This is a genomic window from Acerihabitans sp., from assembly GCF_036398755.1.
Lineage (GTDB): Bacteria > Pseudomonadota > Gammaproteobacteria > Enterobacterales > Enterobacteriaceae > Acerihabitans.
In genome coordinates this window covers 1-25,152 of record NZ_DASWOM010000073.1, presented here as the reverse complement: position 1 = coordinate 25,152, position 25,152 = coordinate 1, and the positions used below count along the sequence as shown (strand labels likewise).

The 25,152-nt window shown below is 59.4% G+C and carries 19 protein-coding genes; 11 read left to right on the top strand and 8 right to left on the bottom strand.

Going from position 1 to position 25,152, the window contains the following annotated elements; all coding sequences use genetic code 11:
• The first annotated feature begins 75 nt into the window (after positions 1-75).
• A complete protein-coding gene (locus tag VGC33_RS11870) occupies positions 76-2,475 on the top strand; it encodes a phosphoketolase family protein (protein WP_331120963.1) in 2,400 nt (799 codons plus the stop codon).
• 247 nt (positions 2,476-2,722) lie between these two features.
• On the opposite strand, the gene VGC33_RS11865 is transcribed toward VGC33_RS11870, so the two are convergent.
• The 6 genes from VGC33_RS11865 to VGC33_RS11840 all read right to left on the bottom strand — a co-directional run bounded on the left by VGC33_RS11865 (position 2,723) and on the right by VGC33_RS11840 (position 7,978).
• Positions 2,723-2,899, bottom strand: a complete 177-nt coding sequence (locus VGC33_RS11865; RefSeq protein ID WP_331120962.1) for a con-10 family general stress protein — start codon at positions 2,897-2,899, stop codon at positions 2,723-2,725.
• 533 nt (positions 2,900-3,432) lie between these two features.
• Positions 3,433-4,485: a LacI family DNA-binding transcriptional regulator gene (locus tag VGC33_RS11860; RefSeq protein WP_331120961.1), complete on the bottom strand. Its 1,053-nt coding sequence runs from the start codon at positions 4,483-4,485 to the stop codon at positions 3,433-3,435.
• Between the two features lie 21 nt (positions 4,486-4,506).
• The gene (locus tag VGC33_RS11855; protein ID WP_331120960.1) at positions 4,507-5,310 is read right to left on the bottom strand and encodes an ABC transporter permease; all 804 of its coding nucleotides are present in this window, start codon (positions 5,308-5,310) and stop codon (positions 4,507-4,509) included.
• Complete coding sequence (locus tag VGC33_RS11850; RefSeq protein WP_331120959.1) at positions 5,294-6,082, bottom strand: ABC transporter ATP-binding protein; 789 nt, start codon at positions 6,080-6,082, stop codon at positions 5,294-5,296. The genes VGC33_RS11855 and VGC33_RS11850 overlap by 17 nt, the downstream gene beginning before the upstream one ends.
• A 60-nt stretch (positions 6,083-6,142) precedes the next feature.
• Complete coding sequence (locus VGC33_RS11845) at positions 6,143-6,853, bottom strand: M24 family metallopeptidase (protein WP_331120958.1); 711 nt, start codon at positions 6,851-6,853, stop codon at positions 6,143-6,145.
• 120 nt (positions 6,854-6,973) lie between these two features.
• The gene (locus VGC33_RS11840; RefSeq protein WP_331120957.1) at positions 6,974-7,978 is read right to left on the bottom strand and encodes an ABC transporter substrate-binding protein; all 1,005 of its coding nucleotides are present in this window, start codon (positions 7,976-7,978) and stop codon (positions 6,974-6,976) included.
• Positions 7,979-8,204: 226 nt separating this feature from the next.
• Between VGC33_RS11840 and VGC33_RS11835 the strand changes: the two genes are divergently transcribed.
• From VGC33_RS11835 to VGC33_RS11805, 7 genes are all read left to right on the top strand, one after another.
• Positions 8,205-8,975: a glutamine amidotransferase gene (locus tag VGC33_RS11835; protein WP_331120956.1), complete on the top strand. Its 771-nt coding sequence runs from the start codon at positions 8,205-8,207 to the stop codon at positions 8,973-8,975.
• A 47-nt stretch (positions 8,976-9,022) separates the two neighbouring features.
• Positions 9,023-9,901, top strand: a complete 879-nt coding sequence (locus VGC33_RS11830) for a nitrilase family protein (RefSeq protein ID WP_331120955.1) — start codon at positions 9,023-9,025, stop codon at positions 9,899-9,901.
• A 288-nt stretch (positions 9,902-10,189) separates the two neighbouring features.
• Complete coding sequence (locus tag VGC33_RS11825) at positions 10,190-11,719, top strand: sodium:solute symporter family protein (protein ID WP_331120954.1); 1,530 nt, start codon at positions 10,190-10,192, stop codon at positions 11,717-11,719.
• 10 nt (positions 11,720-11,729) lie between these two features.
• The gene (locus VGC33_RS11820) at positions 11,730-12,503 is read left to right on the top strand and encodes a glucosamine-6-phosphate deaminase (protein ID WP_331120953.1); all 774 of its coding nucleotides are present in this window, start codon (positions 11,730-11,732) and stop codon (positions 12,501-12,503) included.
• Positions 12,496-13,653, top strand: coding sequence for an N-acetylglucosamine-6-phosphate deacetylase (locus VGC33_RS11815; RefSeq protein WP_331120952.1), 1,158 nt, complete (start codon positions 12,496-12,498; stop codon positions 13,651-13,653). The genes VGC33_RS11820 and VGC33_RS11815 overlap by 8 nt, the downstream gene beginning before the upstream one ends.
• A 72-nt stretch (positions 13,654-13,725) precedes the next feature.
• On the top strand, positions 13,726-14,862 hold the full coding sequence (locus VGC33_RS11810; protein WP_331120951.1) for an ROK family transcriptional regulator: 1,137 nt from the start codon (positions 13,726-13,728) through the stop codon (positions 14,860-14,862).
• Between the two features lie 250 nt (positions 14,863-15,112).
• A complete protein-coding gene (locus tag VGC33_RS11805) occupies positions 15,113-16,921 on the top strand; it encodes a hypothetical protein (protein ID WP_331120950.1) in 1,809 nt (602 codons plus the stop codon).
• Positions 16,922-16,990: 69 nt separating this feature from the next.
• On the opposite strand, the gene VGC33_RS11800 is transcribed toward VGC33_RS11805, so the two are convergent.
• Complete coding sequence (locus VGC33_RS11800) at positions 16,991-19,147, bottom strand: putative bifunctional diguanylate cyclase/phosphodiesterase (RefSeq protein WP_331120949.1); 2,157 nt, start codon at positions 19,145-19,147, stop codon at positions 16,991-16,993.
• Positions 19,148-19,523: 376 nt separating this feature from the next.
• On the opposite strand from VGC33_RS11800, the gene VGC33_RS11795 reads away from it, so the two are divergent.
• The 3 genes from VGC33_RS11795 to VGC33_RS11785 are packed head-to-tail and all read left to right on the top strand — an operon-like array spanning position 19,524 to position 23,706.
• Positions 19,524-21,152: an MFS transporter gene (locus tag VGC33_RS11795; RefSeq protein ID WP_331120948.1), complete on the top strand. Its 1,629-nt coding sequence runs from the start codon at positions 19,524-19,526 to the stop codon at positions 21,150-21,152.
• Positions 21,153-21,166: 14 nt separating this feature from the next.
• On the top strand, positions 21,167-22,276 hold the full coding sequence (locus tag VGC33_RS11790; RefSeq protein ID WP_331120947.1) for an HlyD family secretion protein: 1,110 nt from the start codon (positions 21,167-21,169) through the stop codon (positions 22,274-22,276).
• Positions 22,276-23,706, top strand: coding sequence for an efflux transporter outer membrane subunit (locus VGC33_RS11785; RefSeq protein ID WP_414636924.1), 1,431 nt, complete (start codon positions 22,276-22,278; stop codon positions 23,704-23,706). The genes VGC33_RS11790 and VGC33_RS11785 overlap by 1 nt, the downstream gene beginning before the upstream one ends.
• Before the next feature lie 73 nt (positions 23,707-23,779).
• On the opposite strand, the gene VGC33_RS11780 is transcribed toward VGC33_RS11785, so the two are convergent.
• Complete coding sequence (locus tag VGC33_RS11780) at positions 23,780-24,868, bottom strand: porin OmpC (RefSeq protein ID WP_331120946.1); 1,089 nt, start codon at positions 24,866-24,868, stop codon at positions 23,780-23,782.
• Positions 24,869-25,152: the final 284 nt, after the last annotated feature.

Here is a 25,152-nt window from a genome sequence, read left to right as displayed (position 1 = left end):
TCGGGCATGGCCGTCATCCCACGCTAGACTTGAGGGAGAGAAATTCCGTAGAACCCACTCCGAAGGAGCAATGACATGGAAAACACGACCTCGCGGGCCGGCGCCCCCGACGCCGCCGAGCTGGCGCTGATCGACCGCTATTGGCGGGCGGCCAACTACCTGTCGGTGGGCCAAATCTACCTGATGGACAACCCCCTGCTGCGCCGTTCGCTGCTGCCGGAACATATCAAACCGCGCCTGCTCGGCCACTGGGGCACCACCCCCGGCCTTAATTTCATCTACGCGCACCTTAACCGCGTTATCCGCGCCCGCGACCTGGATATGATTTATATCTGCGGGCCGGGGCACGGCGGTCCGGGCATGGTGGCCAATACCTGGCTGGAAGGCACCTACAGCGAGATTTATCCGGATATTTCCGACGATGCCGAAGGCATGCGCAAACTGTTCCGCCAGTTTTCCTTTCCCGGCGGCATACCAAGCCATGCGGCGGCGGAAACCCCCGGCTCCATTAACGAAGGCGGCGAGCTGGGCTACGCGCTGGTCCACGCCTACGGCGCCGTCTTCGACAATCCCGACCTGATCGCCGCCTGCGTCATCGGCGACGGCGAGGCCGAAACCGGGCCGATGGCCGCCAGCTGGCATTCCAATAAGTTCATCAACCCCGCCCGCGACGGCGCGGTGCTGCCGATCCTGCATCTTAACGGCTATAAAATCGCCAACCCTACCCTGCTTGGCCGTAGCAGCGATGACTCGCTGCTACGGCTGTTCCAGGGCTACGGCTATCGGCCGATTTTTGTCGAAGGCCATGAGCCGGACACAATGCATCAACTGATGGCCGCCGCGTTCGACCGGGCGTTCGACGAGATCCGGGCCATTAAAAACGGCGCGCTGGCCGGCGGCGCCCCCGCGCGCTCGGTCCCCCAATGGCCGATGATTATCCTGCGCAGCCCCAAGGGCTGGACCGGGCCGAGAGAGGTGGACGGCAAAAAGGTCGAAGGCTTCTGGCGCGCCCATCAGGTACCGGTGGCGGGCTGCCGCGAGGACGAAGGCCATCGGCGGATCCTGGAACACTGGCTGCGCAGCTATAACCCGGAGGATCTGTTCGACGGCAACGGCCGTCTGCGGCCGGAGCTGCGGGAGCTGGCGCCCACCGGCCAACGGCGCATGGGCGCCAACCCCAACGCCAATGGCGGACTGCTGCGCAAGGAGCTGGCGGTACCGGCTATCGAGGATTACGCGGTGGCGGTCAAGGATCGGGGCGATATCCAGGCCGAGGCCACCAAAATCTTCGGCGAGTATCTGCGCGATATCTTCCGGCTGAATGCGCAGAATGTTAACTTTCGCCTGTTCGGCCCCGACGAAACCGCCTCCAACCGGTTAAGCAGCGTGTTCGAGGCCACCAATCGGGTGTGGATGGAGGAGACCAAACCTTACGATGAACAGCTGTCCCAGGACGGACGGGTGATGGAGGTGCTGAGCGAACATCTGTGCCAGGGCTGGCTGGAGGGCTACCTGCTCACCGGCCGCCACGGGCTGTTTTCCTGTTATGAAGCCTTTATCCATATCGTTGATTCCATGTTCAACCAGCATGCCAAATGGCTCAAGGTGTCACGCGACCTGCCCTGGCGCAAGCCCGTCTCCTCGCTCAACTACCTGCTGTCATCCCACGTCTGGCGCCAGGACCATAACGGCTATAGCCATCAGGATCCGGGATTTGTCGATCTGGTGGCCAATAAAAAGGCCGATATCGTGCGTATCTATTTTCCGCCGGACACCAATACCCTGCTGTGGGTCGGCGATCACTGCCTGAAAACCTACGATCGCATTAACGTTATCGTCGCCGGTAAGCAGCCCGCGCCGCAGTGGCTGACGATGAGCGAGGCGATTGAACACTGCCGCGCGGGACTGGGTATCTGGCACTGGGCCGGCAACGAGGACGGCACCACCGCCCCCGATGTGGTGATGGCCTGCGCCGGCGACGTGCCGACCATGGAAACCCTGGCCGCCGTCGAGCTGCTGCGACGGCATCTGCCGGAGTTGCGCATCCGCGTGGTGAATGTGGTGGATCTGCTGGCGCTGGAGTCCCGCGAGCAGCACCCCCACGGGCACACCGACGAATTTTTCGACCGGCTGTTCACCCCCGACCGCCCGGTGATTTTTGCCTATCACGGTTATCCGTTCCTGATCCACCGCCTGACCTATAAGCGGCAAAATCACGCCAATATCCATGTACACGGCTTTATGGAGGAAGGCACCACCACCACGCCGTTCGATATGACCGTGCTGAACAAGCTCGATCGTTACCATCTGGCCATCGCGGCCATCAAACGCATCCCGGGTTTAAAGGATTCGGCCAAGGCCGCCGCCGCCATCACAATGTTCAAGGACAAGCTGGACGAGCATTATCATTATGTTCGCGAACACGGCGACGATCTGCCCGAGGTCAAGGATTGGGTATGGCGTAAAATCCGCTGATTTTCCAGGCCTCAGGACAGGGATGTCGGCCGCACGATATCCGATCCCGCACCGCGCGCCGCTTGCCCTTGCCGATCGGCATTTCCTGTGCCGGCCAGAAATAAAAACGCCCTCAAAACGAAAGGTTTTGGGGCGTTGTCAACGACCTTACCCGTGAATTAACCTGCGATAGGTCCGCACGGATGCAGAAGTTATTTTGGCAAGATGTTTCCCATGCCGATAATGGCAATTTCCTACATCAGATTACTCAGGAACCGCGACCGCCGCCATGGCTATGTTGGCCGCCTTTTTTGCCTGCTTCCGAGGCTTTTTCGGGATCGTTCTTGAAGTTGCCGCCGCTTTGCTGGCCGCCTTTTTTACCTGCTTCGGATGCTTTCTGTTTATCTTCTGCGAAGTTGCCGGAACCGCCACGATGTTCAGCCATGATAACCTCCAATTTCAGATAATAGGATCAAGCCGTTAAATATTACCTTATTTAATTACTGTCAACGAACCTGATCTGCGTATCGATGACGGCATAAGCGTGACCCGTCATCAATATAATTAATGTTAGGCAAGGCCGTGCAAAAGCGCAAATAATATACTTGCCCTAAAATAAATACGATTAATATTTTAATACGCTGAATTTAATCAACTTTATAGCATATGCATTTTACGAGATTATTTATTTACATCGCGGAAATAGAGAATTTTTTAGTTAAATCAAGAACAAATTAACGCATGAAAATTTTAAAGAAATATTTAGACATTAATTGATAAATATTAACAAGCGAGCCGACTTAACGTCATGATTTTATAAATTCACATGACTTGGGACGCAGCAAGAGTTCATTATTCCGGGCGCTATAAAAAGCGCCATGGAATGACCCTGGCCGCGCCGGGGGCAAACGCCGGCGCGACGCGATAAAGGGTCCCGCCGCCTTGCCGCCCGCGCTCCGCCCAATCGACCAGCACCGCCTAAGCCTCCGGTCCCGGCGCCACGGAATGGCGGATGCACAGCTCGGTGGGAAAATCGCTTTGGCCGGGCGCGTCAGGGAGGGCGCCGATGCGCTGCAACAGCAGGTTGGCGGCGGCGCGGCCCATGGCGTTGCCCGGCTGGCGCACCGTGGTGAGTTCGGGGTTGATAAGCCGCGCCTCGGGAATGTCGTCAAAACCGGTGACGCTTATCTGTTGCGGCACGGCGATATCGCGCTCACGGCAGCGGCGGATAAACCCTATGGCCATCAGGTCGTTGGCGCACAGTACCGCCGTGGGGCGCTGATGCGCCGGCAACGCGATAACCTCATCGGCCGCCCGGCGACCGGACGCCTCGGTGTAATCGCCCCGGAACACCGGCACCGAGTCCGGCACGATAGTGGCGCCGGCGAAGGCTTCACGAAATCCCGCCTGGCGCTGTTCGCTGGTCCATAATCCGCGCGGCCCGCCGACGATGGCCAGCCGGCGATGCCCACGGCCCAGGACGTACTGCGCCAGGGTGCGCGCGCCAATCAGGTTTTGCGAGCTGATAAAGGGCACGTCGATGCCGGGCAGGCATTCATCGACGAACACCACCGCGCCTTTTTGCGCCAGGCTTATCAGCGACGGACTGGGCAGTCCGGTGCCGGACAGGTAGATGACCCCGTTCAGGCGCTGGGTGCGCAACACCTGGGCGTAATATTCCTCGCGCTGCGTATCCGACCAGGTCATGCACAGCACCAGCAGGCAATCGACGTGGTCGAGCACCCCCTGGATACCCTCGGCCACGTCGGCAAAAAAGGCATTGCCCAGATCCGGCACGATAAAACCAATGGAGGAAATACGCTGGTGCTTCAGGCTGCGCGCGGCATTGTTTGGCTCGAAGTTGAGCTCGGCAATGCAGCGCAGCACGTGATCGCGCGTGTCCGTCGCCACCGGCCGCTCGCTGTTGTTGATAACGGCGCTGACGGTGCCGATGGACACCTTGGCCAAACGCGCCACATCACGAATGGTGGGGCGCGCCGCGCTTAGGGCTTTGGAACTGTCGTCGCTCATTAACCAACCTTAGGGGTGAAACTAACGGTGCCAGTAGCGCCGCGACCAGCGTCTGGCGGTTGATGAAGAACGCCACGGCGTAACCAGGTACTCCAGCAGGATAACCAGCAGAAAGCTTAACACGCCCAGCAAGGCCAGAAAACCGATGGCGGAAAAGGTACCGGCGGTGTTAAGCCTGGAATTGGCCTGCAGCAGATAGGCGCCCAGGCCGCCGCTGGTGGAGGCGGTCCATTCGCCGATCACCGCCCCGGTCACGCTGAAGGTGGCGGAAAGTTTCAGGGCGGAAAAAAGCGGCGTGTAGGTGGCCGGCAGCTTAACGTAACGGAAAATGCTTAAGCGCGAGCCGCCCATGGACCTGACCAGGTTGAGCATATCCTTATCCACCGAGTTCAGCCCGTCCAGCACGTTGACCACCACCGGGAAAAACACCACCAGCGCCACGATCACCAGCTTCGGCGCCAGGCCGAAACCCAGCCAGATGGTCAGCGCGGCGGAAATTGCGATGACCGGCACCGCCTGGCTGGCGATCAAAATCGGATACAGCACGCTCCTCACGCCGGGGGTGGAATCCATCAGCACGGCAAAAATAAACCCGGCGCCGGCGCCAAGGATAAAGCCCAGCAAAAAGGTGGTGAACGTGGCCTGAAACCCGATCCACAGTACCGACCAGTCCGACAGGGCGTGCTGCCAGGTCATCTGCGGCGAGGGCAGGACATAGGCCGGAATCTGATAATAACGCACCGCGCAATCCCAGACCGCCAGCACCAGCAGCAACGCCGCCAGGGGTCCGCCCAACGGCAATAACAGCTTACGGATGTTGTTCATGGGCATGGGCTTCCTGTGCCGGTTGTTCGTTATAGATAAGATCCAGGATCTGGCGTTTCAATTGGGTAAATTCCGGGCTGGTCAGGCAGGACAACGGCCGCGGGCGCGGGATATCCACGCTGAAAATCTGCTGGATGCGGCCGGGACGGGGCGTCATTACCACCACCCGGTCCGCCATGAAAATCGCCTCGTCGATATCATGGGTAACGAAGACCACGGTACGGTGCTGCTCCGCCCAGACCGTCAGCAGCCATTGCTGCATCGCCAGGCGGGTTTGCGAATCCAGCGCGCCGAACGGCTCGTCGAGCAGCATCACGTCATGGCGCATCGCCAGGGTGCGCATCAGCGCCACCCGCTGGCGCATGCCGCCGGACAACGCCGCCGGATAATGATTGATAAACTCGCCCAGGCCGTAGCGCTCGGCCAGCGCCACGCCCTGCGCGCGCTGCGCCCGGGTGGCGCCGCCCTTGAGGATGGCGCCGAGCACGATATTGTCGATAACCGTCATCCAGGGCAGCAGCAGATCTTTTTGCAGCATATAGCCGACGTGGCCGCTGCGCCCGGTGACATCGTCGCCGTCTATCAGGATCCTACCACCGTCGGGGGGGAGCACGCCGGATATCAGGTTAAACAAGGTGCTTTTACCGCAGCCGGACGGGCCGACCACGCAGACAAACTCGCCCGGATCCACGTCCAGATCGGTGGGCGCCAGGGCGGTCATGGCGCCAAAGCGCCGCGTGACCTGTTGAATCGATAACTTAGGGACTGTCATGACGTTGCCTCTTGGCTATCCTTTAGCGAATAACGCACGCTGGAAATAGACCGGTTTTAGTTACAAAATCTCGCATCGCTCACGGCCGAACCAGACCACGTCCTCAACTTTAACCGCCACGTCGCCGCGCCGGGCAAAGGGTTCAATGGCCCAGGCCCCCCACATGGGCGTGTCATTGCCGGCGTCGATAAACCCCTGGGTATAGGCGGCGCCGGCCGTCAGGTTGTGACCGATATTACCCAGTAAATCCAGCAGGACAAAGCCTTCCCGCACCAGACGTTCATGGCTCAGGCCGAACAGTTCGGCGGCCGGCATGCCCGGACGGCATAACGCCAGGGTGTCGCGGTGGATATTTTCCAGATCCCGCAGCGCGTCCGCCGCCTCGGGATAATCGCCCAGCACGCGGCAGCGGGTACAGTCGCCCCAAAAGCCCTCGGTGGTGATGGGATGCACATCCACCATCAGCACGTCGCGCGCCGCCGCGGCCTGGGCGCCCGGCCCCTGGGTGGGAAAACAGACCTTGGCGTTTTCGCCCAGGCCGACGTTGGTAATGGTCCAGATGCCCGCCGCGCCCTGGCCGCGCAGATAGTCGTGAATAGCCTCCTCCACGGCGGATTCGGCTATGCCGGGCCGCAGCGCCGCCAGGCCCGCCTGGGCGGCGGCTTTGGCCAAAAGCTGCGCCTGGCGCAGTCCGGCCGGGGCTTCAAGGGCGATATCCGGTCCGGGGCGGTAGGTCCAGGCGGGTTTCATCGGCGGTGAAGATAAAGACATGGTGGCGGCATCCTTTGGCATACGTGGCCGGCAAACGGGTTGACGGCAGAGGAGAACATGGCGCTATACCGGCGTTAATCCCGGGTGAACTGATTATAGTCCCCCCGGAATACGCAGTCGTTACGGTAAGTATTGATTAGTGAAATACTGTTCGGCGGGCAGCGGTGATTTAACGATACCCTGCGCCTGCACGGCCGTCAGCAATTCCCGCCATACCGCCAGGTCCATCTGCAGCGACTTGCCGTCCACCGGCGCCAGCAGCGGCACGGTATCGGCCCATTGCTGGCGGATAAAGTCCGCGTCGTAAGCTTTGCTGTAGGCTTTGCCGAAGGCGGCGACGCCTTCATCAGGATGCTCGACGGCGTAGCGGATGCTCTTTTCAGTGGCGCGCATAAAGGCTTTGGCCAGCTGCGGATTGGCCTTCAGCCAGGCCTGGTTGCCGGCGAACATCAGGATGGGCGTATTGGGTACGCCGTGCTTGATGGCGGCCAGGAACTCCGGCGTCTGCTTACCCATGGTGGTCATTTCGGTCCCTTCGGCATTGGTGATGCCGGTAATGGCGTCCACGCGTTTTTGCAGCAGCAGCGGCACCGTATCGTCCGCCGCCGTGACCATGTTGACGTCGGTCAGCGCCAGGCCGGCGCTTTTCAGCATCAATGCCAGCTGCGCCTTACTCCAGGCGTCATTGTAAATGCCGATGGTCTTGCCCTTGAGTTCGGCAACGGTATAGGGTTTGCCCTGGGCGCTGATGATGCCCCAGTTATTTTCCTTGCCATAGCGGCCGATGGCCTCCACCGGCGCGCCCTGCTCCTTGGCGAAAATCACGTCCATGACCGTGGTAAAGGCCACATTGGCCCGTCCGGTGCCGAGGAATTTCATGGTATCGGCGACGGTGGGCGGCGCGACGATATCCAGGTCAATGCCCTCCTCGGCGTAAAATCCCTTGTCCTTGCCCACCACCCAGGGGATCCAGAAACCGTCGGCCACCGGCCATTCCTGGATAAACGTCACCTTGGCCAGCTGCGCGGCGGCGGCGGTTCCCGTAGGTCCGGGGGCCGGGATCAAGGCGCCCAGCAGCGTGGCGCCGGCTAATACCGTTCCTAACAACAATGCACGTCTTTTCATTCTCGGTTCTCCGGCGGGACGGGTAGATTAAATAAGCGATCAACTGCATATTGAAACGGTTCAATGTTTTTTGTCAATAATCTTTTAAAATTAAATTTTCACTTGATATATAATCATAAAAATGACAATTTTTACTATTGAAACGGTTCAATAAATAGCGGATCGAGCGCACTGAAAAAGTGCACGGCCGCACAAAAATGATCCACGCTTGCGGAGAGCGATAGCAATGAGTCAGAAACAGATATTATTAGTGGGTGAAACCTGGGTCACCTCGGCCACCCATTTCAAGGGGTTTGATCAGTTCGGCAGCGTGACCTTCCATTCGGGCGCCAAGGCGGCGATCGCCGCGCTGTCCGGCACGGAATTTGCCTTGACGCATATGCCGGCGCACCAGGCGGTGGAGGAATTCCCGTTTACCGGGCAAGCGCTTAGCCGCTATGACGCCATTCTGCTGTCGGATATCGGCGCCAACTCGCTGCTGCTGCATCCCGATGTCTGGCTGCACGGCAAGACGGTGGCCAATCGCCTTGACGTGCTGCGCGACTGGACCTATGGCGGCGGCGCCCTGGCCATGTTCGGCGGCTATTTGAGCTTCCAGGGCATCGACGGCAAGGCGCGTTGGCATCGCACCGCGGTGGAGCAGGCGCTGCCCGTGGAATGCCTGCCTTATGACGATCGCATCGAGGTGCCGCAGGGATTTCGTCCGGTTATCGACCCGCTGAAGCAGGCGCATGCGCTGTTTAACGATATCAGCGGCGAATGGCCGCTGCTGCTGGGCGCCAACGAGGTGAGGGCCAAACCGGGCAGCGAGGTGCTGGCGCGCCTGCCGGACGAGCTGGGCGGGCATCCGCTGCTGGTCACCGGCGGTTTTGGCCAGGGACGGACGCTGGTCTGGACTTCGGACATCAGCCCGCATTGGCTGCCGCAGAGCTTTATCGACTGGCCGGGTTATAAACAGTTGCTTGTCAATATGCTGGGCTGGCTGACCAGCCGATAGGCCGCGGGTTACCGGCAATCCTTTAACCGACTCACCCGGAGACCGCCATGGCGTCTAAACCGACTGAAGCCCTCGTGACCGTTGCCTGCCTGCAAATGGAGCCGGTATTCGGCGAGACCGCGCGTAATGTCAACACCTCGATCGCCATGATTGAACAGGCGGCGGCGCGGGGCGCAAACCTGATGGTGTTGCCTGAGCTGTGCAATACCGGCTATGTATTCGCCACCCGCGACGAAGCCTTTTCGCTTGGCGAACCGCTGCCCGACGGCGCCAGCTGCCGCGCCTGGATTGACTGCGCCCGGCGGCTGGGGGTGTATATCGTCGCCGGCATCACCGAGCGCGAGGGCGAGCTGCTGTATAACGCCGCGGCCGTTATCGGACCGGAGGGCTTTATCGGCCGCTACCGCAAAGTGCATCTGTGGGGAGACGAAGCCATTTTCTTCGCGCCGGGCAACCTGGGATTCCCGGTATTCAAAACCCGCATCGGCATCCTGGGGTGCCATATCTGTTATGACTGCTGGTTTCCGGAAAGCTTCCGGCTGGCGGCGCTGCAGGGCGCGGAGATTGTCTGCGTGCCCACCAACTGGGTGCCGATCCCGGGACAGGATCCCCACCGCGAGGCCATGGCCAATATTATCTGCATGGCGGCGGCCCACACCAATTCGGTGTTTGTGGCGGCGGCGGATCGGGTGGGCGTGGAACGCAACCAGCCTTTTATCGGCCAAAGCCTGATAGCCGGCTATACCGGCTGGCCGGTGGCGGGGCCGGCCAGCGCCACGGACACCGACATCATCATGGCGACCATTAACCTGGCCGACGCCAGACGTCATCGCAACTGGAACGCCTTTAACCAGGTGCTGCGCGACCGGCGTACCGATGTCTATGACCAGATGCTCGGGTCGGTTCATAAACCGGGTAATTATTAGCCGCCATCGGTAGCGGACTCATCGCCGTCGCCACGGCGGGCGAGGTCATATAAAAGTCCTATGGCCGCGCCCGCCGCGCTCGCGAATAATTGTGATATAACTCTCTTTCATCTCCTGACGGGGATGTTATGTTGCATTAGTCCTTAACTAGGACTAACAGTTACATGTCCTCATGGGGATCATGTAAAGTATTAATCAATTAGTCCTAATAAAGGACTAAATCATCCACCAGGTGGGCGCACGGTTCCCGTCACGCTGCGCTGACCCTATCCGCTACCGGAGTGAGCTATGAACGGAACAGACTATGTGGTCATGGCGCTGTATGCGCTGATGATTGTGGCGATCACGCTTTGGGCCATGCGCAAAGTGGGCAGCACCAAGGACTTTTTCGCCGCCGGCGGTAAGATGCCCTGGTGGCTTTCCGGCATTTCACACCATATGTCGGGCTATAGCGCGGCGGTGTTCGTCGCTTACGCCGCGGTGGCCTACAGCTATGGCATCACCATTTATTTCTGGTGGGCGCTGCCGATTTCAGTGGCGGTCTTTCTCGGCTCGTTTATTTTTGCCCCGCGCTGGGCCCGGCTGCGCATCCATATGCATATCGAATCGCCGATGGAATATCTCGCCACACGCTACAACGTCCCGACCCAGCAGTTGCTGGCCTGGAGCGGCGTGCTGCTGAAAACCTTTGATGTCGGCGCCAAGTGGGCGGCCATCGCCATTATCATCAATGTCTTCACCGGACTCGCGCCGGTATACGGCATCGCCATTTCCGGCGCATTGTGCCTGTTCTATACCGTCATGGGCGGCCTGTGGGCCGATGCCTGCAACGACTTCGGCCAGTTCGTGGTGCAGTTTATCGCGGCGATTGTCATGGTGGTGGCGGTGGCGTCCCATTTGGGCGGCGCGCACGAACTGCTGACCGTCTGGGACCGATTGCCGCCGGCGCATACCGATATTATCCGCGAGCCCTACACCCTGGGCTTTATGCTCGCCTATTTTATTATCTATACCTTAAGCTACAACGGCGGCACCTGGAACCTGGCGCAGCGCTTTATCGCCTCGCCGCGCGGGCGGGACGCGCATAAGGCCGCCCTGCTGTCCTCGGTGCTGTACCTGGTATGGCCGCTGGTGCTGTTTTATCCGATGTGGGCCGCGCCGGTACTGTTCCCCCATATCGCCGATCCGTCGCAATCCTATTCCATCATGGCGATGCAGCTATTGCCCAACGGCCTGATAGGCCTGGTGCTGGTGGCGATGTTTACCCATACCCTGTCGATGACCTCATCGGATTCCAACGCCATCACCGCCGTGGTCACGCGCGATATCCTGCCGGTTTTGTTTCCGCGCCGGTTCGGTAACGGCCAATCCTCCCTGGTGGTGGCGCGGGTCACCGTGGTGCTGTTTATCCTCACCACCCTGCTTATCGCGGTTAACGCCAGCCGGTTCGGCGGCGTGCTTACCCTGCTTATCGTCTGGTTCGGCGGCCTGGTCGGACCCATTTCGATTCCCATGCTGCTCGGCCTGCTGCCCTGGTTCAGAAAGTGCGGTCCGACGGCGGCCATCGGTTCCTGGGCGCTTGGGATCGCGGCATTCTTCTCGGTCAAATTCGTGGTGCCGGGCATGAGCACCACGCAAATCGTCGCTATTCCGGTCATCACCTCGCTGATTGTCTATACGCTGGCGGGCATGCTGCGGCGCGGCCCGGTCAGTGCGCAGGTGGATATCCTGCTGGACGCGTTGAACCAGGATCAAGACCCGCACCAAGCCGCCGATCCCATCAATGGCCTGCCTAAACCGGAATCCAGCCAACACTAAGGAGCTTTATATGTCATTGCCGCTACTGAGCCGTCGGTGCGAAAATTTATCCATCCAGGTGTTTGCCGATCGCCGGCAAATGGGACGCCACGCCGGCGAGGCCGCCGCCGCCTGGCTGCGCGAATGCCTTAAGGCCCGGGATAACGTGCGGATTATTTTTGCCGCCGCCCCATCGCAAAATGAGTTTCTGGCCACCCTGGCGGCGGCCGGGGATATAGACTGGTCGCGGGTGACGGCGTTTCATATGGATGAATATATTGGCCTGCCCGCCGATTCGGCGCAGCGCTTTAGCCACTATCTTAACCAGCATCTGTTCGATATTGTCCGTCCCGGACACGTCCATCTGATACCCGCGGGCGAGGGACGGCGGGTTTGCGACGACTATGCCGCGCTGGTGGGCCGGGCGCCGGTGGATATGGTCTGCCTGGGGGTGGGGGAAAACGGGCATCTGGCGTTTAACGATCCGCCGGTGGCGGATTTTCACGATACCGAGATCATGAAAGTGGTGGCGCTGGATCCGGTCTGCCGCCGCCAGCAGGTAAACGACGGCTGCTTCCCCGAGGTCGACGCGGTGCCCACCCATGCGCTTACCCTGACCATTCCCACGCTGATGGCGGCATCGCGCCTGTTTTGCATGGTGCCGGGCATCAACAAGCGCGCGGCGCTGCAAGGCATGCTAACGCTGCCGGTCACCACCGCCTGCCCCGCCACCGTCCTGCGAACCCACCCCGCCTGTTCACTGTTTACCGACCTGGACGCGTATGGAGAGATCACGCATGGGTAATATCTGTATCCGGGGCCGGGACTACCGGGATTTAACCACCGTGGAAATCCATGCCGCCGGCGGACTGATAAGTGAAATCCGCGCGCTGCCGCAGGACGATAGCCTGCCCATCCTGGCGCCGGGTTTGGTTGATTTACAGGTCAACGGCTATGCGGGGGTGGATTTTAACCGTAGCCCGATTGCAGAACAGGCGGTGCTGGAGGTCACCCGGCAGCTATGGCGGCAGGGAGTCACCACCTTCCTGCCCACGGTCATCACCAACGGCGATGAGCAGATTGCCGGCATGGTGGCGGCGATAGCCCATGCCCGCAGGCGTTTTGCCCCGGTTGGCCAAAGCGTGGCCGGAATCCATCTGGAAGGTCCGTTTATTTCCCCTGAGGACGGACCGCGCGGCGCCCATGATAAAGCTTTTGTCATGGCGCCGGACTGGCCGCTGTTTCAACGTTTCCAGCGCGCGGCGCAGGGGGATATACGCCTGCTGACCCTGTCGCCCGAATGGCCCCAGGCCCCGGGGTTCATTCGCCGCTGCGTGCAGGACGCAGTGGTGGTCTCCCTGGGCCATACCGCCGCCGACGCGCAACAGATTGACGCGGCGGTCGAGGCCGGCGCCACCCTGTCCACCCATCTGGGCAATGGGGCGCATTTGCTGCTGCCGCGCCACCCCAACTATATCTGGGAGCAACTGGCGCAGGACCGGCTGTGGTGCGCCATGATCGGCGACGGCGAACATTTGCCGGCGTCGGTAATCAAGGTTTTCATGCGCGTCAAGGGTGAACGCGGCATCCTGGTAAGCGACGCCACCAGTCTGGCCGGCATGCCGCCCGGACGCTACCGGCTGCATATCGGCGGCGAGGTCATGCTCAGCCCGGAGGGCCGGTTGTCGCTGGCCGATAACCCAGGGCTGCTGGCCGGGTCGGCGCGCTCGTTGTTGTATGGCGTCAACACCCTGATCCGCCAAGGCCTGGCCATGCGCCGCGAAGCCTGGGATATGGCATCGGTACGGCCCTCCGCGCTGCTGAACCTGCCGACGCGGCACGGCCTGGCGGTTGGCGCGCCGCTGGACGCGGTGGCGCTCGGCGAAGACCGGCGCGGCGAATTGTCCGTGCAGGCCGTTTATCAGCGGGGAGCATGCGTCTGGCGGGATGAATAGGTTTTTCCGGGCGTCGATGGTTATGCCATAATGCCCGCTGATATTCAGCCGAAGGTTAGGGTAAGCCAGCCGATGAAAGAGCCAGGAAAGGGACCCGCGCTGCTGCGCCAGTACAATGAGAAGCATGTCCTGTCCTTCTTGCGTCAACAGCGCGTCAGTTCGCGTTTGGATATTGCCCGCGCGCTGTCATTAAGCAAAAATACCATTTCGCTGATCGTGGATGATTTTATCGCCCGGGGCTACGTGGCCGAACTTGGCGCGGCCCAGTCCAACGCCATCGGCCGTCCCAAAATCCATATCGCGCTGCTGCCCGATAAAATGAAGGCGGCGGGCATTATGGTCGAGCGCCAGCAGCTGCACTGGGCGGTATATGACTATTTTTCCGAGGTCATCGAGCAGCAAACGCTGGCTATCGATACCACCGATCCCGTCCCGGTACTGGCGGAAATCACCCGCATCGTCCAATGGATGCACCGGCGTTATCCCGAGCTTATCGGCATCGGCGTGGGTTTTCCCGGCATTATCGATCCGCTTGCCGGCCTGATGCACGTATCCTCGCACCTGGGCTGGCGGCAGCTCGATCTCCTGGCGGTCCTGGGCCATAGCGTGCCGATACCGGTCGGCGTAATGAATATCGTCAAGGCGGCGGCGCTGGTATCGCGCCAGCAAGGCACCCGGCAGCCGGGGGCCGAACCCAGTTTTTACCTGCGTATCGCCGAAGGCATCGGCGGCACGCTGCTGACCGAACAGGGCGTTTATTATGGCGGCAGCTGGACCGCCGGCGAGGTCGGGCACCTCAACGTCGCCGCCGACGGGCCGCTTTGCACCTGCGGACAACGCGGCTGCCTGGAATCGCTGATCGGGCTGAGAGCCATTAACGCGCAGCTGGGGCAGCTTCAGCCGGGGTTGCAGTGGGCCAGTCGCGCATTGGCGCCGCAGGTGGTGGAACAGGTTATCGGCCGCGCGGGCGAATTGCTCGGCAAGGCGCTTAGCCAGATAATCCATCTGGTCAACCCGCGCACCCTGCTTATCGACTGCGCCTATAATACCTCGTCGCTGTTTACCGAACAGGTGTTGGCCACGGCGCGCCGCACCACCCTCTCTTTCGCCTACGGCCATACGCAAATCCGCTTTCTCTCCCATAGCTATGATCCGGCCCAGGGATTGGCGCTGGCCATGATCCTACGCTTCGAGCGGATTGATTTGTAGCCAGGTCCCGCGCCGCCGGTAAGCACTGCGTATTTAAACGACCGCGCGGCAAGTCAACGGGTTAAACACTCATTGTTGATAGGTATAGCTCCCATTATTTAAAATAGGTAAGTCAGAACATCAGGGACGAATGAATTTTGTGATAATACAATATTTTATATAATCCCAAAAAATAATTAGCATACACTTTTAATTAAATAAACAGTCGATGGGTTTTATTTTTTACCGCTGCGACAAGGCAGGCTATTCAATGAACGAAACATCCTACTCCGTGGGTTTTATTTCCGGCGTCATCAAGGGACACCGGGTCAACCGGTATAAGGAAGACAACGCCGGGCGATCATTGCTCAAACATAAGCTGCAAAAAATAACCAATTCCCCCTCCGTCCCGGCAAAAAAAAACCGTATTCTTGCGCATGCGGGATCGACAACAGCCACATCATATTCCGGCGCCCGAAACCTGTGCCATCCTGCCGACAGCACTATCATACGCGGCAATGCTTTTTCCGGCGGCCAGACGTTGCTTAATGATATTCATCCTTCCAACACATCAACCCGGTCATTTCCGCCTAAACCGCAGGATATCGCTATAACCAACCCGGCGCGGTTAAGGCATACATTCCCGATAAACCCTTTGCAGCCAGAAAACATGAACCTCCACTGGCCCATTGAGCGGGAGCTGCGGTCGTTAAAAGCACAATTATCAAAGGACCTTTTGCGCAACGCCCTATTGCGCGAACTGATCCGGCAAACCGACGAGACGCACGCACACAGACAGCAACATCTGCACGCGCCCGAGATGACGTCCGCGGCCCCCGGCGCGTCTTCCCCATGCCGGATATGTGGCCTTTGGGCAAACTACCAGCAGGTACTCACCGCCATTAAAGCCTCAAGGGCGCCATCCGGCGATTTTTTCATCAATCAGCATGGTCAAAAACACAATAGCGCCCCTGTTCTGTTAGCGCTTGCTTGCGCGTTGCATCACCTGGTCAAAAAGGACACCGATATCCTGCTCGACGGTATTCGGTCCCTTCCCGCGATTCGCGCCACGGGCTTGCCCGAGTCGAATCACCCGGCAAAAAACGCCGCATCCCCCGCCAGTCCGGAGGTTGCTACGCGTCGATATAGGATGCTGCGCGTAAATCCGGCGCAACTTGAGAAAACATGGCGGATTAATGACCATATCAGTGTGCTGATAATTGATTTAAACCGGGCGCTTGCGCAAAATGCCAATCTTCGCCGGCTGATGAAGACAAGCCCCTTGACCTCCCACGCCGTGGGCCACGTGCATACTTTAATTGTTCAGTCCGCCGATGTGGACAATTCGCCTGAATGCGGCATTTGCGTGCTCTGGAAAGATTATAATAATTTTTTCCGTGGCTTAACGAACCTGACGAAACAGCCCGGCATCCCTACGGTGGAATATGATGTCGATGAGCGCAATTTAAACGTTAAGGTATTCAAATTAACCCATAAGCTGCTTTCCATAATAAAAAAGGATAGTGATAACCTGCTCGACGGCCTGCCGCATTATCCTTTAACCGCTTACGGTTCAGGTCACCCGGAAATGCAAAACCTCTCATGGGAGAAGATTACGGCAGCCATGACTCTCGACCCGGTCGTTTCGATTGCCGGTAACGACATGCCCCGCATTGATGTTGCTCAATTGGATAAGCTTCTGGATACACCATCACATATCAGCCGGATAAAATCTGAATTCGCCGATATGCTGTCGCTTAATTTCAGGCTTCGGCAGCAGTTGGCGCAGCTAGCACGCCCTGGGGAAATTGACATGCATTTTCATACCAACACACTCAAGACAGCCGATTTCAATACCGCTAATCAGTGCTATTTTTGCTGGCTTTGCGCAGATTACAATCTTGCGCTGAATCGTGAATCACGGCCGGGGGCGCGGTCAGATACGGATAGCCGTGGAATTAACCATCGCGGCCTCGAAAATAATTTCACGATTTTCAGCTTAACGCACCTACTGCTGACGCATTTGAAAAAAGATACTCAGACGTTGCGGGACCGCTTGCTATGTTATCCGCCGCAATAAGAGGCATAAAAACGTCTCTGCGGCTTCTCTGGCCGGCATCGGCGCAGGTCGCGCCCTTTTGACGCCGTCTCAGCGTTCCAGTCCCAGGCGTTCGGCGAACTCTGCGGCCGGCATGGGTTTACCGAACAGAAAACCCTGCGCTTCCAGGCAGCCTTTTTTCTTCAGGCGTTCGCATTGTTCAAAGGTTTCCACTCCTTCGGCTATCACCTCCAGTTTAAAACTGCTGCCCAAATATAAAATGGCGCGCACGATGGCGGCGTCGGGGGGAGAATCCACCATGGCGCGCACGAAGGTCTGGTCTACCTTCAGCCGGGTCACCGGATAATGTTTCAGCATACTCAGGGAGGCATAGCCGGTGCCGTAGTCGTCAAAAGCGATGCCGACGCCGTCCGCGCGCAGTTCCCGCAACGGCCGCAGCATATGTTCATCCTGGCGCAGAATGATATTTTCGGTAATTTCCAGCTCCAGCGCCTGTGGCGATAAGCCGGTTTCCCGCAGGATGGCGCGCACCTGCTGCGCCAGCGTGCCGGTCCTGAACTGGGCGCTGAACAGGTTAACCCCGATGCGAAAATCGCTCACGCCCCGATCGCGCCAAGCCGCCGCCTGGCGGCAGGCGGTCCTGATGACCCATTCCCCCACGCGCTCGGCCCAGGGGCCTGACTCCAGCGCCGGAAGAAACACCGCCGGACCCAGCAGCCCCTTTTGGGGATGACGCCAGCGCAGCAAGGCTTCCGCGCCGACGATGGCGCCATCGGCCAGCCGCACCTGCGGTTGATAAAACAGCTCGAACTCATCCTGGTCGTATGCCCTGCCCAGTTCGCCCTGGTATGATCGCTTGGCCTGGGATAATTCGCGCAGTTCGCGGGTGAAAAAGCGACGGCAGTGGCGGCCTTCGGCCTTGGCCTGGTAAAGCGCCAGATCGGCGCTGGTCAGCAGTTCCTGGATGGTCAGCCCGTGAATGGGATACAGCACGATGCCGACGCTTGCGCCTATATTGACCGGCTGGCCGTCCACGGTGACAATCTTGGTGATTTCATCAATGATATGATCGGCGATTTCCGCCGCCCGTTTGGCATCGGACAGCCCGGGCAACAGTAGGGCAAACTCGTCGCCGCCCATACGCGCGACCACGTCGCCCGAGCGTACGCAGTTTTGCAGCTTAAAACCCACGTCCACCAGCACCGCGTCCCCGCCCGCATGGCCCAGGTTATCATTGACATCCTTAAAGCCGTCCAGGTCCACCAGCATGATGATGGCGGCGTCCTCGTCCCTGAGCGTTTGCTCCAGGCAGGAGCCCAGCAGGGTGCGGTTGGCCAGGCCGGTAAGATGATCCATATGCGCCAGTTGGAACAGGCGTTCTTCGTTGCGGCGGCGTTCGGTGATATCGCGCAGGATGGCGCCGAAGCTGACCCGATCCTGGTCAACCCAGGTGGACGCGGACAGTTCCACCGGGATCCAGACGCCGGCCGCCGAGCGGACCTTCAGTTCCAGGGTGCTGCCGGGCCGCGCGCCGCCGCTGGCGCCGGCCAGCCGCTGTAGCCGGCCGACCAGGCCGTCAGGCACCAGCACGCTGACGTTGCGGCCGATAATCTCGTTGGCGTCATATCCCAGCATCTTGCCCGCCGCCGCATTCCAAAAGGTAATGGTGCCTGATTCGTCGGCGCAGATAATGGCGTCGGGCGAGGTATGGGCGATATTTTCGAAACGGTACTGGCTGGCGCTGCGCGCGCGTTCCAAACGGCGCATTTCCAGCCGGTCCATGACCAACGCGGCCAAATCGCACATGTTTTGCTTATCGCCGACGCTCAGTCCCTGTCGGGGTACGCGGTCGATAATACACAGCGTGCCGAGGGCGAACCCCTCCTGGTTGCGCAATGGAATACCGGCGTAGAACCGGATAAAAGGCTCGCCGGTCACCAGGGGATTATCCCGGAAGCGTACATCCTGGTGGGTATCCTGGATCACCATGATATCGGGCTGGCGAATGGCGTGCGCGCAAAAGGAAATATCGCGCGGCGTTTCGCAGGTGGCGACGCCGATACTGGCGGCGAACAGCTGGCGTTCGGTTTCGATCAGCGAAATCAGCACGATAGGCGCATTAAAGATATTGGCGGTCAGATGGACCAACCGGTTAAAGCCTGCTTCGGATAATGTGGCGTGGATACCGTATTCTTCCAGCACGGCAAGACGTTTTTCCTCATCCCTGTCCGACGGCGGATAATTCATGTGTGCCTCTGCGAATTACGTCAATAGTAATAATTAAAAAAGTAATTATTTAATGCATCAAGTCAGTATCGGCCTGGACAACGCAGTCCTGTACAGCCAAAGGTAAAAGAATTGTGATCGCGCATCCGGATTCGTCAGATGCTACACCATTTCGCCGCCTGTTTTTCTTTTTAAGTATAGACAGCGCTGGCGGAATGCGGCGCAGAATCCTCAACGCTTGCGTAATGGACGCTTTAAAGTAAAAAAAGCCCGAAATGCAGAAAAACCGGCTAACCCGCTTTGAACCGCTAATATGTCATGTTAGGTTTAATTTTCTGTCTAATGATAAGAAATATTGGTGTTTACCCACGATCGGTCATTAAGCGGCCGGAGGACCATGGCAAAAAGAGATCCCTACGCCCCGCGCGAATGGTTAGCGCACGAGAAACCCGTGCTGCCCGGTTCGCCCTCGACACCGCTGCATTCGGTGCCGAAACGCGTCGCGTATGGCGTGGTCGGCGTACTGGTGTCGATAACCGGCGGCCTGGGCAATGCGTTGGTCACGGCCAACCTGAGCAATCTGCAAGGCACCTTCGCCGCCTACTCCAATGAAATTGCCTGGCTACCGGCCGTTTACCTGATGACCAACGTGTCGATAAACCTGTTGTTGGTCAAGTTTCGTCAACAGTACGGCCTGCGGGTTTTTACCGAAGCCTTTTTGGTGCTCTATGTACTGGTGGCGTTTTTTCATCTGTTTGTTAACGATCTTAATTCCGCCATTATGGTGCGCGCGGCCCACGGCATGGTGGGCGCGGCGTTGAGCTCGCTGTCGATTTACTACCAGATCCAGGCGTTCCCGGCCCGGCATCGCCTGAAAGGGCTGACCATCGGCATCGGCGCGTCCCAGGTGGCTATTCCGCTCGCGCGGCTGTTCTCGTCGGAACTGCTGGCGCTTAACGAATGGCGCGGGCTTTATCTGTTTGAACTGGGGCTGGCCCTGCTGTCGCTCGGCGGCGTGCTGTTGCTTAAATTGCCGCCGAGCGATCGCATTAAGGTCTTTGAGAAAAAGGATTTTCTGACGTTTATGCTGCTGGCGCCCGGCATGGGCCTCATCTGCGCGGTCCTTTCCCTTGGCCGCATTGATTGGTGGCTGTCGGCACCCTGGATAGGCGTCTCGCTGGCCCTGGCCGTGGCGTTGATAACCGGCGCCATCCTGGTGGAGCGCAACCGGCGCAATCCGTTGCTGAACACCCGCTGGCTCAGCAGCGGCGCCATCGTGCGTCTCGGGCTTATCATGTTGCTCATTCGCATCGTCCTGTCCGAGCAAAACACCGGCGCCATCGGCTACCTGCAGCAAATCGGCCTGCTCAACGACCAAATGCGCGGCTTATCCCTGGCGATCCTGACCGGCATCGTGGCCGGCATCGTCATCAGCGCCCTGACGATCAATCCCAAAAAGCTTAGCCAGCCTATTATTATTGCATTAGTGTTGATGACCTTTGCCTCGTTACTGGACGCGCGGTCCAACAGCCTGACGCGAGCGGATAATTTTTATTTCAGCCAGTTTCTGCTCGGTTTCAGCAGCGCCTTTTTCCTGGCCCCGGCAATGCTGGTCGGCATTGGCAGCGTGGTAACGGAGCCGCGCAACCTGGTGAGCTTCTCGGTACTGTTCGGCATGAGCCAGAATCTGGGCGGATTGATGGGTTCCGCCCTGCTTGGCACGTTCCAGGTCATACGCGAGAAATTCCACTCCAGCCAGATTGTCGACGCGTTGAGCCTGCAAAATCCTCTGGTGGCCGAGCGGGTCGGCAGCTATAGCGCCGCCTATGGCGGAGTGCTGAACGACCCTGATTTACTGAGCGCGCAGGGACTGGCGCAGCTACAGGCCGTCGCCACCCGCGAAGCCAACACGCTGGCCTATAACGATGTGTATATGCTGACCGCGGCCATTGCGCTTGCGACGCTGGTCTGGGTTTTGTGGCGCTTGTTCCGGCTGAGAATGCTGGCGCGGCGCCGGGTTCACTAAAAAATGGAGCAACAATGAGTCAGCAATCCGACGGCCCCGTCACCGCGCCGGAAAAGGAAAAAAGCAGCTATGCCCGCATCCTGACCACCCTGGTGGCGGTGGCCATCGCCATCGTCGGGGTACTGGTTATCCTGTACGCCTGGCAACTGCCGCCGTTTACCCGCCAGGCGCAGACCACGGATAACGCCTACGTCCGTGGCCAGGTAACCGTTATCAGCCCGCAGCTCAGCGGCTATATCACCCAGGTCCTGGTGCAGGACTTCGCCCGGGTACGCCAGGGCGATCCCCTGATGACCATAGACGATCGCATCTATCAGCAACGTGTACACCAGGCGATGGCGCAATTGGCGATGAAAAAGGCGGCCCTGGCCAATAATATCCAGCAGCGGCGCAGCAGCGAGGCGGCGATTGCGCGCAACCAGGCGTCGGTTATCAATGCCCAGGCGCAGGCGGAAAAAGCGCGGCTGGATCTAAAGCGCGTCGAGGATTTGATGTCCGACGGATCGTTATCGGTGCGCGAGCGCGACGCCTCGCGCGCCAGCTTTAGCCAGGCCAGGGCGGATATCGCCCAGGCCACGGCGGCGCTGGAAATGTCGCGCCAGGATTTGCAAACGGTTATCGTTAACCGCGCTTCGCTCGAGGCGGACGTCGCCAATGCGCAGGCCGCGCTGGAACTGACGCAAATCGACCTGGCCAATACGCATATCAATGCTCCGCGCGACGGCCAGCTGGGACAGGTTTCGGTCAGGCAGGGCGCCTATGTCACCGCCGGCACCCACCTGACGTCGCTGGTGCCCGAACAGATGTGGGTGATAGCCAATATGAAGGAAACGCAAATGGCCGGCATCCGGCTGGGGCAACCGGTCAGCCTGCGGGTGGACGCCCTGGATTACGCCACGCTTAGCGGGGAAGTGGAAAATATCTCTCCCGCCGCCGGATCGGAATTCAGCGCCATTACGGCGGATAACGCCACCGGCAACTTCGTCAAAATAGCCCAACGCATCCCGGTACGGATAAAACTCCACGATGACGGCCGTTTCCTCCAGCGTCTGCGTCCCGGCATGTCGGTGGAGGTCAGCATCGATACCCGGAATGCCGAGAACCGGCAAGGCGAGGTACGCTGATGCCGGCGAAGATCGTCCCGCTGCGTTTATCCCTGTCCTGCCTGATCCTTATGCTCTGCGCCTGCCACTCCGGCCGCGAAGGCGTGGCCCAGACCAGCCTGGTTATCCCGACGCAGTGGCGCGGGCAGGTGGGCCCCGCGGCGCCGGTGGAGGCGCGCTGGTGGCGGTCTTTCAACGATCCGCTATTAAGCCGGCTGGTGGAGCAGGCCCTGCGCGAAAATACCGATATCCTCACCGCCCGCGCCCGGGTTGACGAGTATCGCGCCCGCCTGCGCGCGGCCAACGGCGATCGTCTGCCGTCGCTGGACGCCGGCGTCAACGGCACGCGTGCCCGGGTGCTGTCGTCAGCCACCGGCCTGCCGGTCTACAGCACGGTTTACCAGGGCGCGCTGCAGGCGAGTTATGAGGTGGATATTTGGGGCCGGCGGGCCGATACCGCCGCCGCCGCGCGCGCCAGCCTGGAGGCGCAGCAGGCCGCGGCGGCGGCGGCCATGCTGACGGTCGCCTCTTCGGTGGCCTCGGGGTACCTGACGCTGCATGCCCTGGACCGGCAGTTGGCGTTAACCCGCGCCACTCTTGAGTCACGGCAAAATTCGCTGAACCTGGCGCGCAGACAGTTTGAAACCGGCTACTCGTCGCGGCTGGAATACGTGCAGGCGCAGGCGGAATACCAGGCCGCCAGCGCGCAGATACCGCAATTATCCCATCAGATCACCGAACAGGAGAACGCGCTGAGCATCCTGGTGGGCAATAACCCCGGTCCCATCCGCCGCGGGGGCGACGCCGATTCACTGCGGCCCCTGCCCTTGCCCACCGTCCTGCCCTCGACGCTGATGAGACGCCGTCCGGATATCATCCAGGCCGAACGGCAGTTGGTTGCCGCCGACGCGACGCTTGACTCCGCCCGCGCCGGTTTGCTGCCCTCGATTAATCTTACCGCCTCGGGCACGCTTCAAGACAACGCCCTGGAAAAGCTTATTGATAACCCTTTCAGGCTTTGGAGCATCGGTGGGAGCGTACTGGCGCCGTTGCTCAACCGCGAGGCGCTGAACGCGCAGGTGGATATCACCACCGCCACCCGTAATCAGGCGTTATACAATTATGAAAACGTGGTGCGATCGGCGTTTGGCGAGGTCAATAACAGCCTGGACGCCATCCTGCGGCTAGAGGAACAATTGGGGGAGACCACGCGGCAAGCGCAGGTGGTCAGCGAAGCGTTGCGCATTGCCCATAATCGTTACAGCAACGGCTACGCCTCATATCTGGAGGAGCTGGATGCCCAGCGGACCCTGTTCGCCACCCAGCTCAGCGTCATACAATTGCAAAACAACCTGCTGCTGGCGCAGATCGATCTCTATCGCGCGCTCGGCGGCGGCTGGCGGGTGGACGGCGATATCCTGCCGTCAGGGTTAGGCGGGAATGGGCCATGAAGCCGGGGATAGGATGGCCGTAGCGGCGGGCGTTCGGTCCACTTCCCGGTGAGCCGAACGCCGATTGACGGGATTAGAAATAGTAGATCAGCGCCACCGCCAGCACATCGTCGGTATTAATGCCGCTGTTTTTAGTGAAGTCATTATTCTTCAGCAAATTGACTTTATAGATAACGTCGGTGGACATGCGCTTATTAAAGAAATAAGCGCCGCCGACGGCCAGATATTTCAACGAATCCTGGTTGCCATAGCCTTCTATATTCTTGCTGCGCGTTTGCAAATAACTGACGATCGGCGCCAGACCGTTTGTGAACTGATATTGCGCCAGCAGTTCCACTACCTGGGCCTTGTTGGCAAAACCGTACACACTATGGCCGCTGCTGCCGAACGGCGTCGCGTTATAGGTTTCGGTATAGGTGGCCGCCAGGTAGATTTGGTTGGCGTCATATTTCAGCGCGCCGCGATAGGCGTCAGCCTTATCGCCATGACCATAGGCCAGGTTGTTTTGTCCCTCGGTGCGATCGGAGCTGGTGAACGTGGCGCCGGCGCTGATGCCCGCGCCAAAGTCATAGATCAGCGCCGCGCCGTAGCCTTCGCCGTTCTGGCGCAACGCATCGCGGCCGTTATTGGTTTCGGTGGCGCTGCCGTTCTTGCCCTGGTACTGGGCGGTGAGCTTCAGGCCGTCAACCAGGACATTATTGCGATAGGTCAGCAGATTGCTGGTGCGTTTAAACATAAAATTATCAATGCCGTAGGCGTCGCCGCCGAATTCGGGAATCACATCCGTCCAGGCGCCCAGATCGTACAGCACGCCGAAATTACGCCCATAATCCACCGACCCGTAATCCTGGGTGCGCAGGCCGGCGAACCCCAGCCGGGTCACGCTGGTACTGCTGGCGCTTTCCGCCTGGTTGGCGTTGACCTGATATTCCCATTGGCCGTAGCCCGTCAGGGACGAATTAATCTGTGTCTGGCCGCGAAAGCCAAAACGGAAATAGGTTTGGTCGCCATCAATGCCCGGATTATCGCTAAACATATGCAGCGTATCGACCTTGCCATACAGATCGAGCTTATTGCCGTCTTTATTGATAATTTCCGCCGCGCTTGCGTTGCCGGCGATAAAAACTAACGGTAATACCAACCATAAATAAGAAGTTTTCATTTTATACCAACCCTTAATTAATTTTAAATTGAAATAAAAGAGTGAATTGCTGCGTTATGCCCATATTTATCCCTTGACCCATGAGGCCAATTTTTTTATGGCTTATTCTTTTTAGCGTTTAAACGGTATGCTCCTGCGGTAGCGCTTTTTCCGGCGCGCCTTTATGGCGGTTAAGGTAGCCGATATTGTTATTGCCCCACAGCGATTCGTATTTCATGCCGGTCAGCGTCTCGACCGTGGCCCGCGCCTGCGGCGTTATCTGCTGCGGCAGCGGATGATTGGCC

What these genes read in the sequence shown, in the direction of transcription:
- VGC33_RS11870 (WP_331120963.1), top strand. Translation starts at nt 76, where the DNA reads ATGGAAAACACGACCTCGCGGGCCGGCGCCCCCGACGCCGCCGAGCTG.
- VGC33_RS11865 (WP_331120962.1), bottom strand. Translation starts at nt 2,899, where the DNA reads ATGGCTGAACATCGTGGCGGTTCCGGCAACTTCGCAGAAGATAAACAG.
- VGC33_RS11860 (WP_331120961.1), bottom strand. Translation starts at nt 4,485, where the DNA reads ATGAGCGACGACAGTTCCAAAGCCCTAAGCGCGGCGCGCCCCACCATT.
- VGC33_RS11855 (WP_331120960.1), bottom strand. Translation starts at nt 5,310, where the DNA reads ATGAACAACATCCGTAAGCTGTTATTGCCGTTGGGCGGACCCCTGGCG.
- VGC33_RS11850 (WP_331120959.1), bottom strand. Translation starts at nt 6,082, where the DNA reads ATGACAGTCCCTAAGTTATCGATTCAACAGGTCACGCGGCGCTTTGGC.
- VGC33_RS11845 (WP_331120958.1), bottom strand. Translation starts at nt 6,853, where the DNA reads ATGTCTTTATCTTCACCGCCGATGAAACCCGCCTGGACCTACCGCCCC.
- VGC33_RS11840 (WP_331120957.1), bottom strand. Translation starts at nt 7,978, where the DNA reads ATGAAAAGACGTGCATTGTTGTTAGGAACGGTATTAGCCGGCGCCACG.
- VGC33_RS11835 (WP_331120956.1), top strand. Translation starts at nt 8,205, where the DNA reads ATGAGTCAGAAACAGATATTATTAGTGGGTGAAACCTGGGTCACCTCG.
- VGC33_RS11830 (WP_331120955.1), top strand. Translation starts at nt 9,023, where the DNA reads ATGGCGTCTAAACCGACTGAAGCCCTCGTGACCGTTGCCTGCCTGCAA.
- VGC33_RS11825 (WP_331120954.1), top strand. Translation starts at nt 10,190, where the DNA reads ATGAACGGAACAGACTATGTGGTCATGGCGCTGTATGCGCTGATGATT.
- VGC33_RS11820 (WP_331120953.1), top strand. Translation starts at nt 11,730, where the DNA reads ATGTCATTGCCGCTACTGAGCCGTCGGTGCGAAAATTTATCCATCCAG.
- VGC33_RS11815 (WP_331120952.1), top strand. Translation starts at nt 12,496, where the DNA reads ATGGGTAATATCTGTATCCGGGGCCGGGACTACCGGGATTTAACCACC.
- VGC33_RS11810 (WP_331120951.1), top strand. Translation starts at nt 13,726, where the DNA reads ATGAAAGAGCCAGGAAAGGGACCCGCGCTGCTGCGCCAGTACAATGAG.
- VGC33_RS11805 (WP_331120950.1), top strand. Translation starts at nt 15,113, where the DNA reads ATGAACGAAACATCCTACTCCGTGGGTTTTATTTCCGGCGTCATCAAG.
- VGC33_RS11800 (WP_331120949.1), bottom strand. Translation starts at nt 19,147, where the DNA reads ATGAATTATCCGCCGTCGGACAGGGATGAGGAAAAACGTCTTGCCGTG.
- VGC33_RS11795 (WP_331120948.1), top strand. Translation starts at nt 19,524, where the DNA reads ATGGCAAAAAGAGATCCCTACGCCCCGCGCGAATGGTTAGCGCACGAG.
- VGC33_RS11790 (WP_331120947.1), top strand. Translation starts at nt 21,167, where the DNA reads ATGAGTCAGCAATCCGACGGCCCCGTCACCGCGCCGGAAAAGGAAAAA.
- VGC33_RS11785 (WP_414636924.1), top strand. Translation starts at nt 22,276, where the DNA reads ATGCCGGCGAAGATCGTCCCGCTGCGTTTATCCCTGTCCTGCCTGATC.
- VGC33_RS11780 (WP_331120946.1), bottom strand. Translation starts at nt 24,868, where the DNA reads ATGAAAACTTCTTATTTATGGTTGGTATTACCGTTAGTTTTTATCGCC.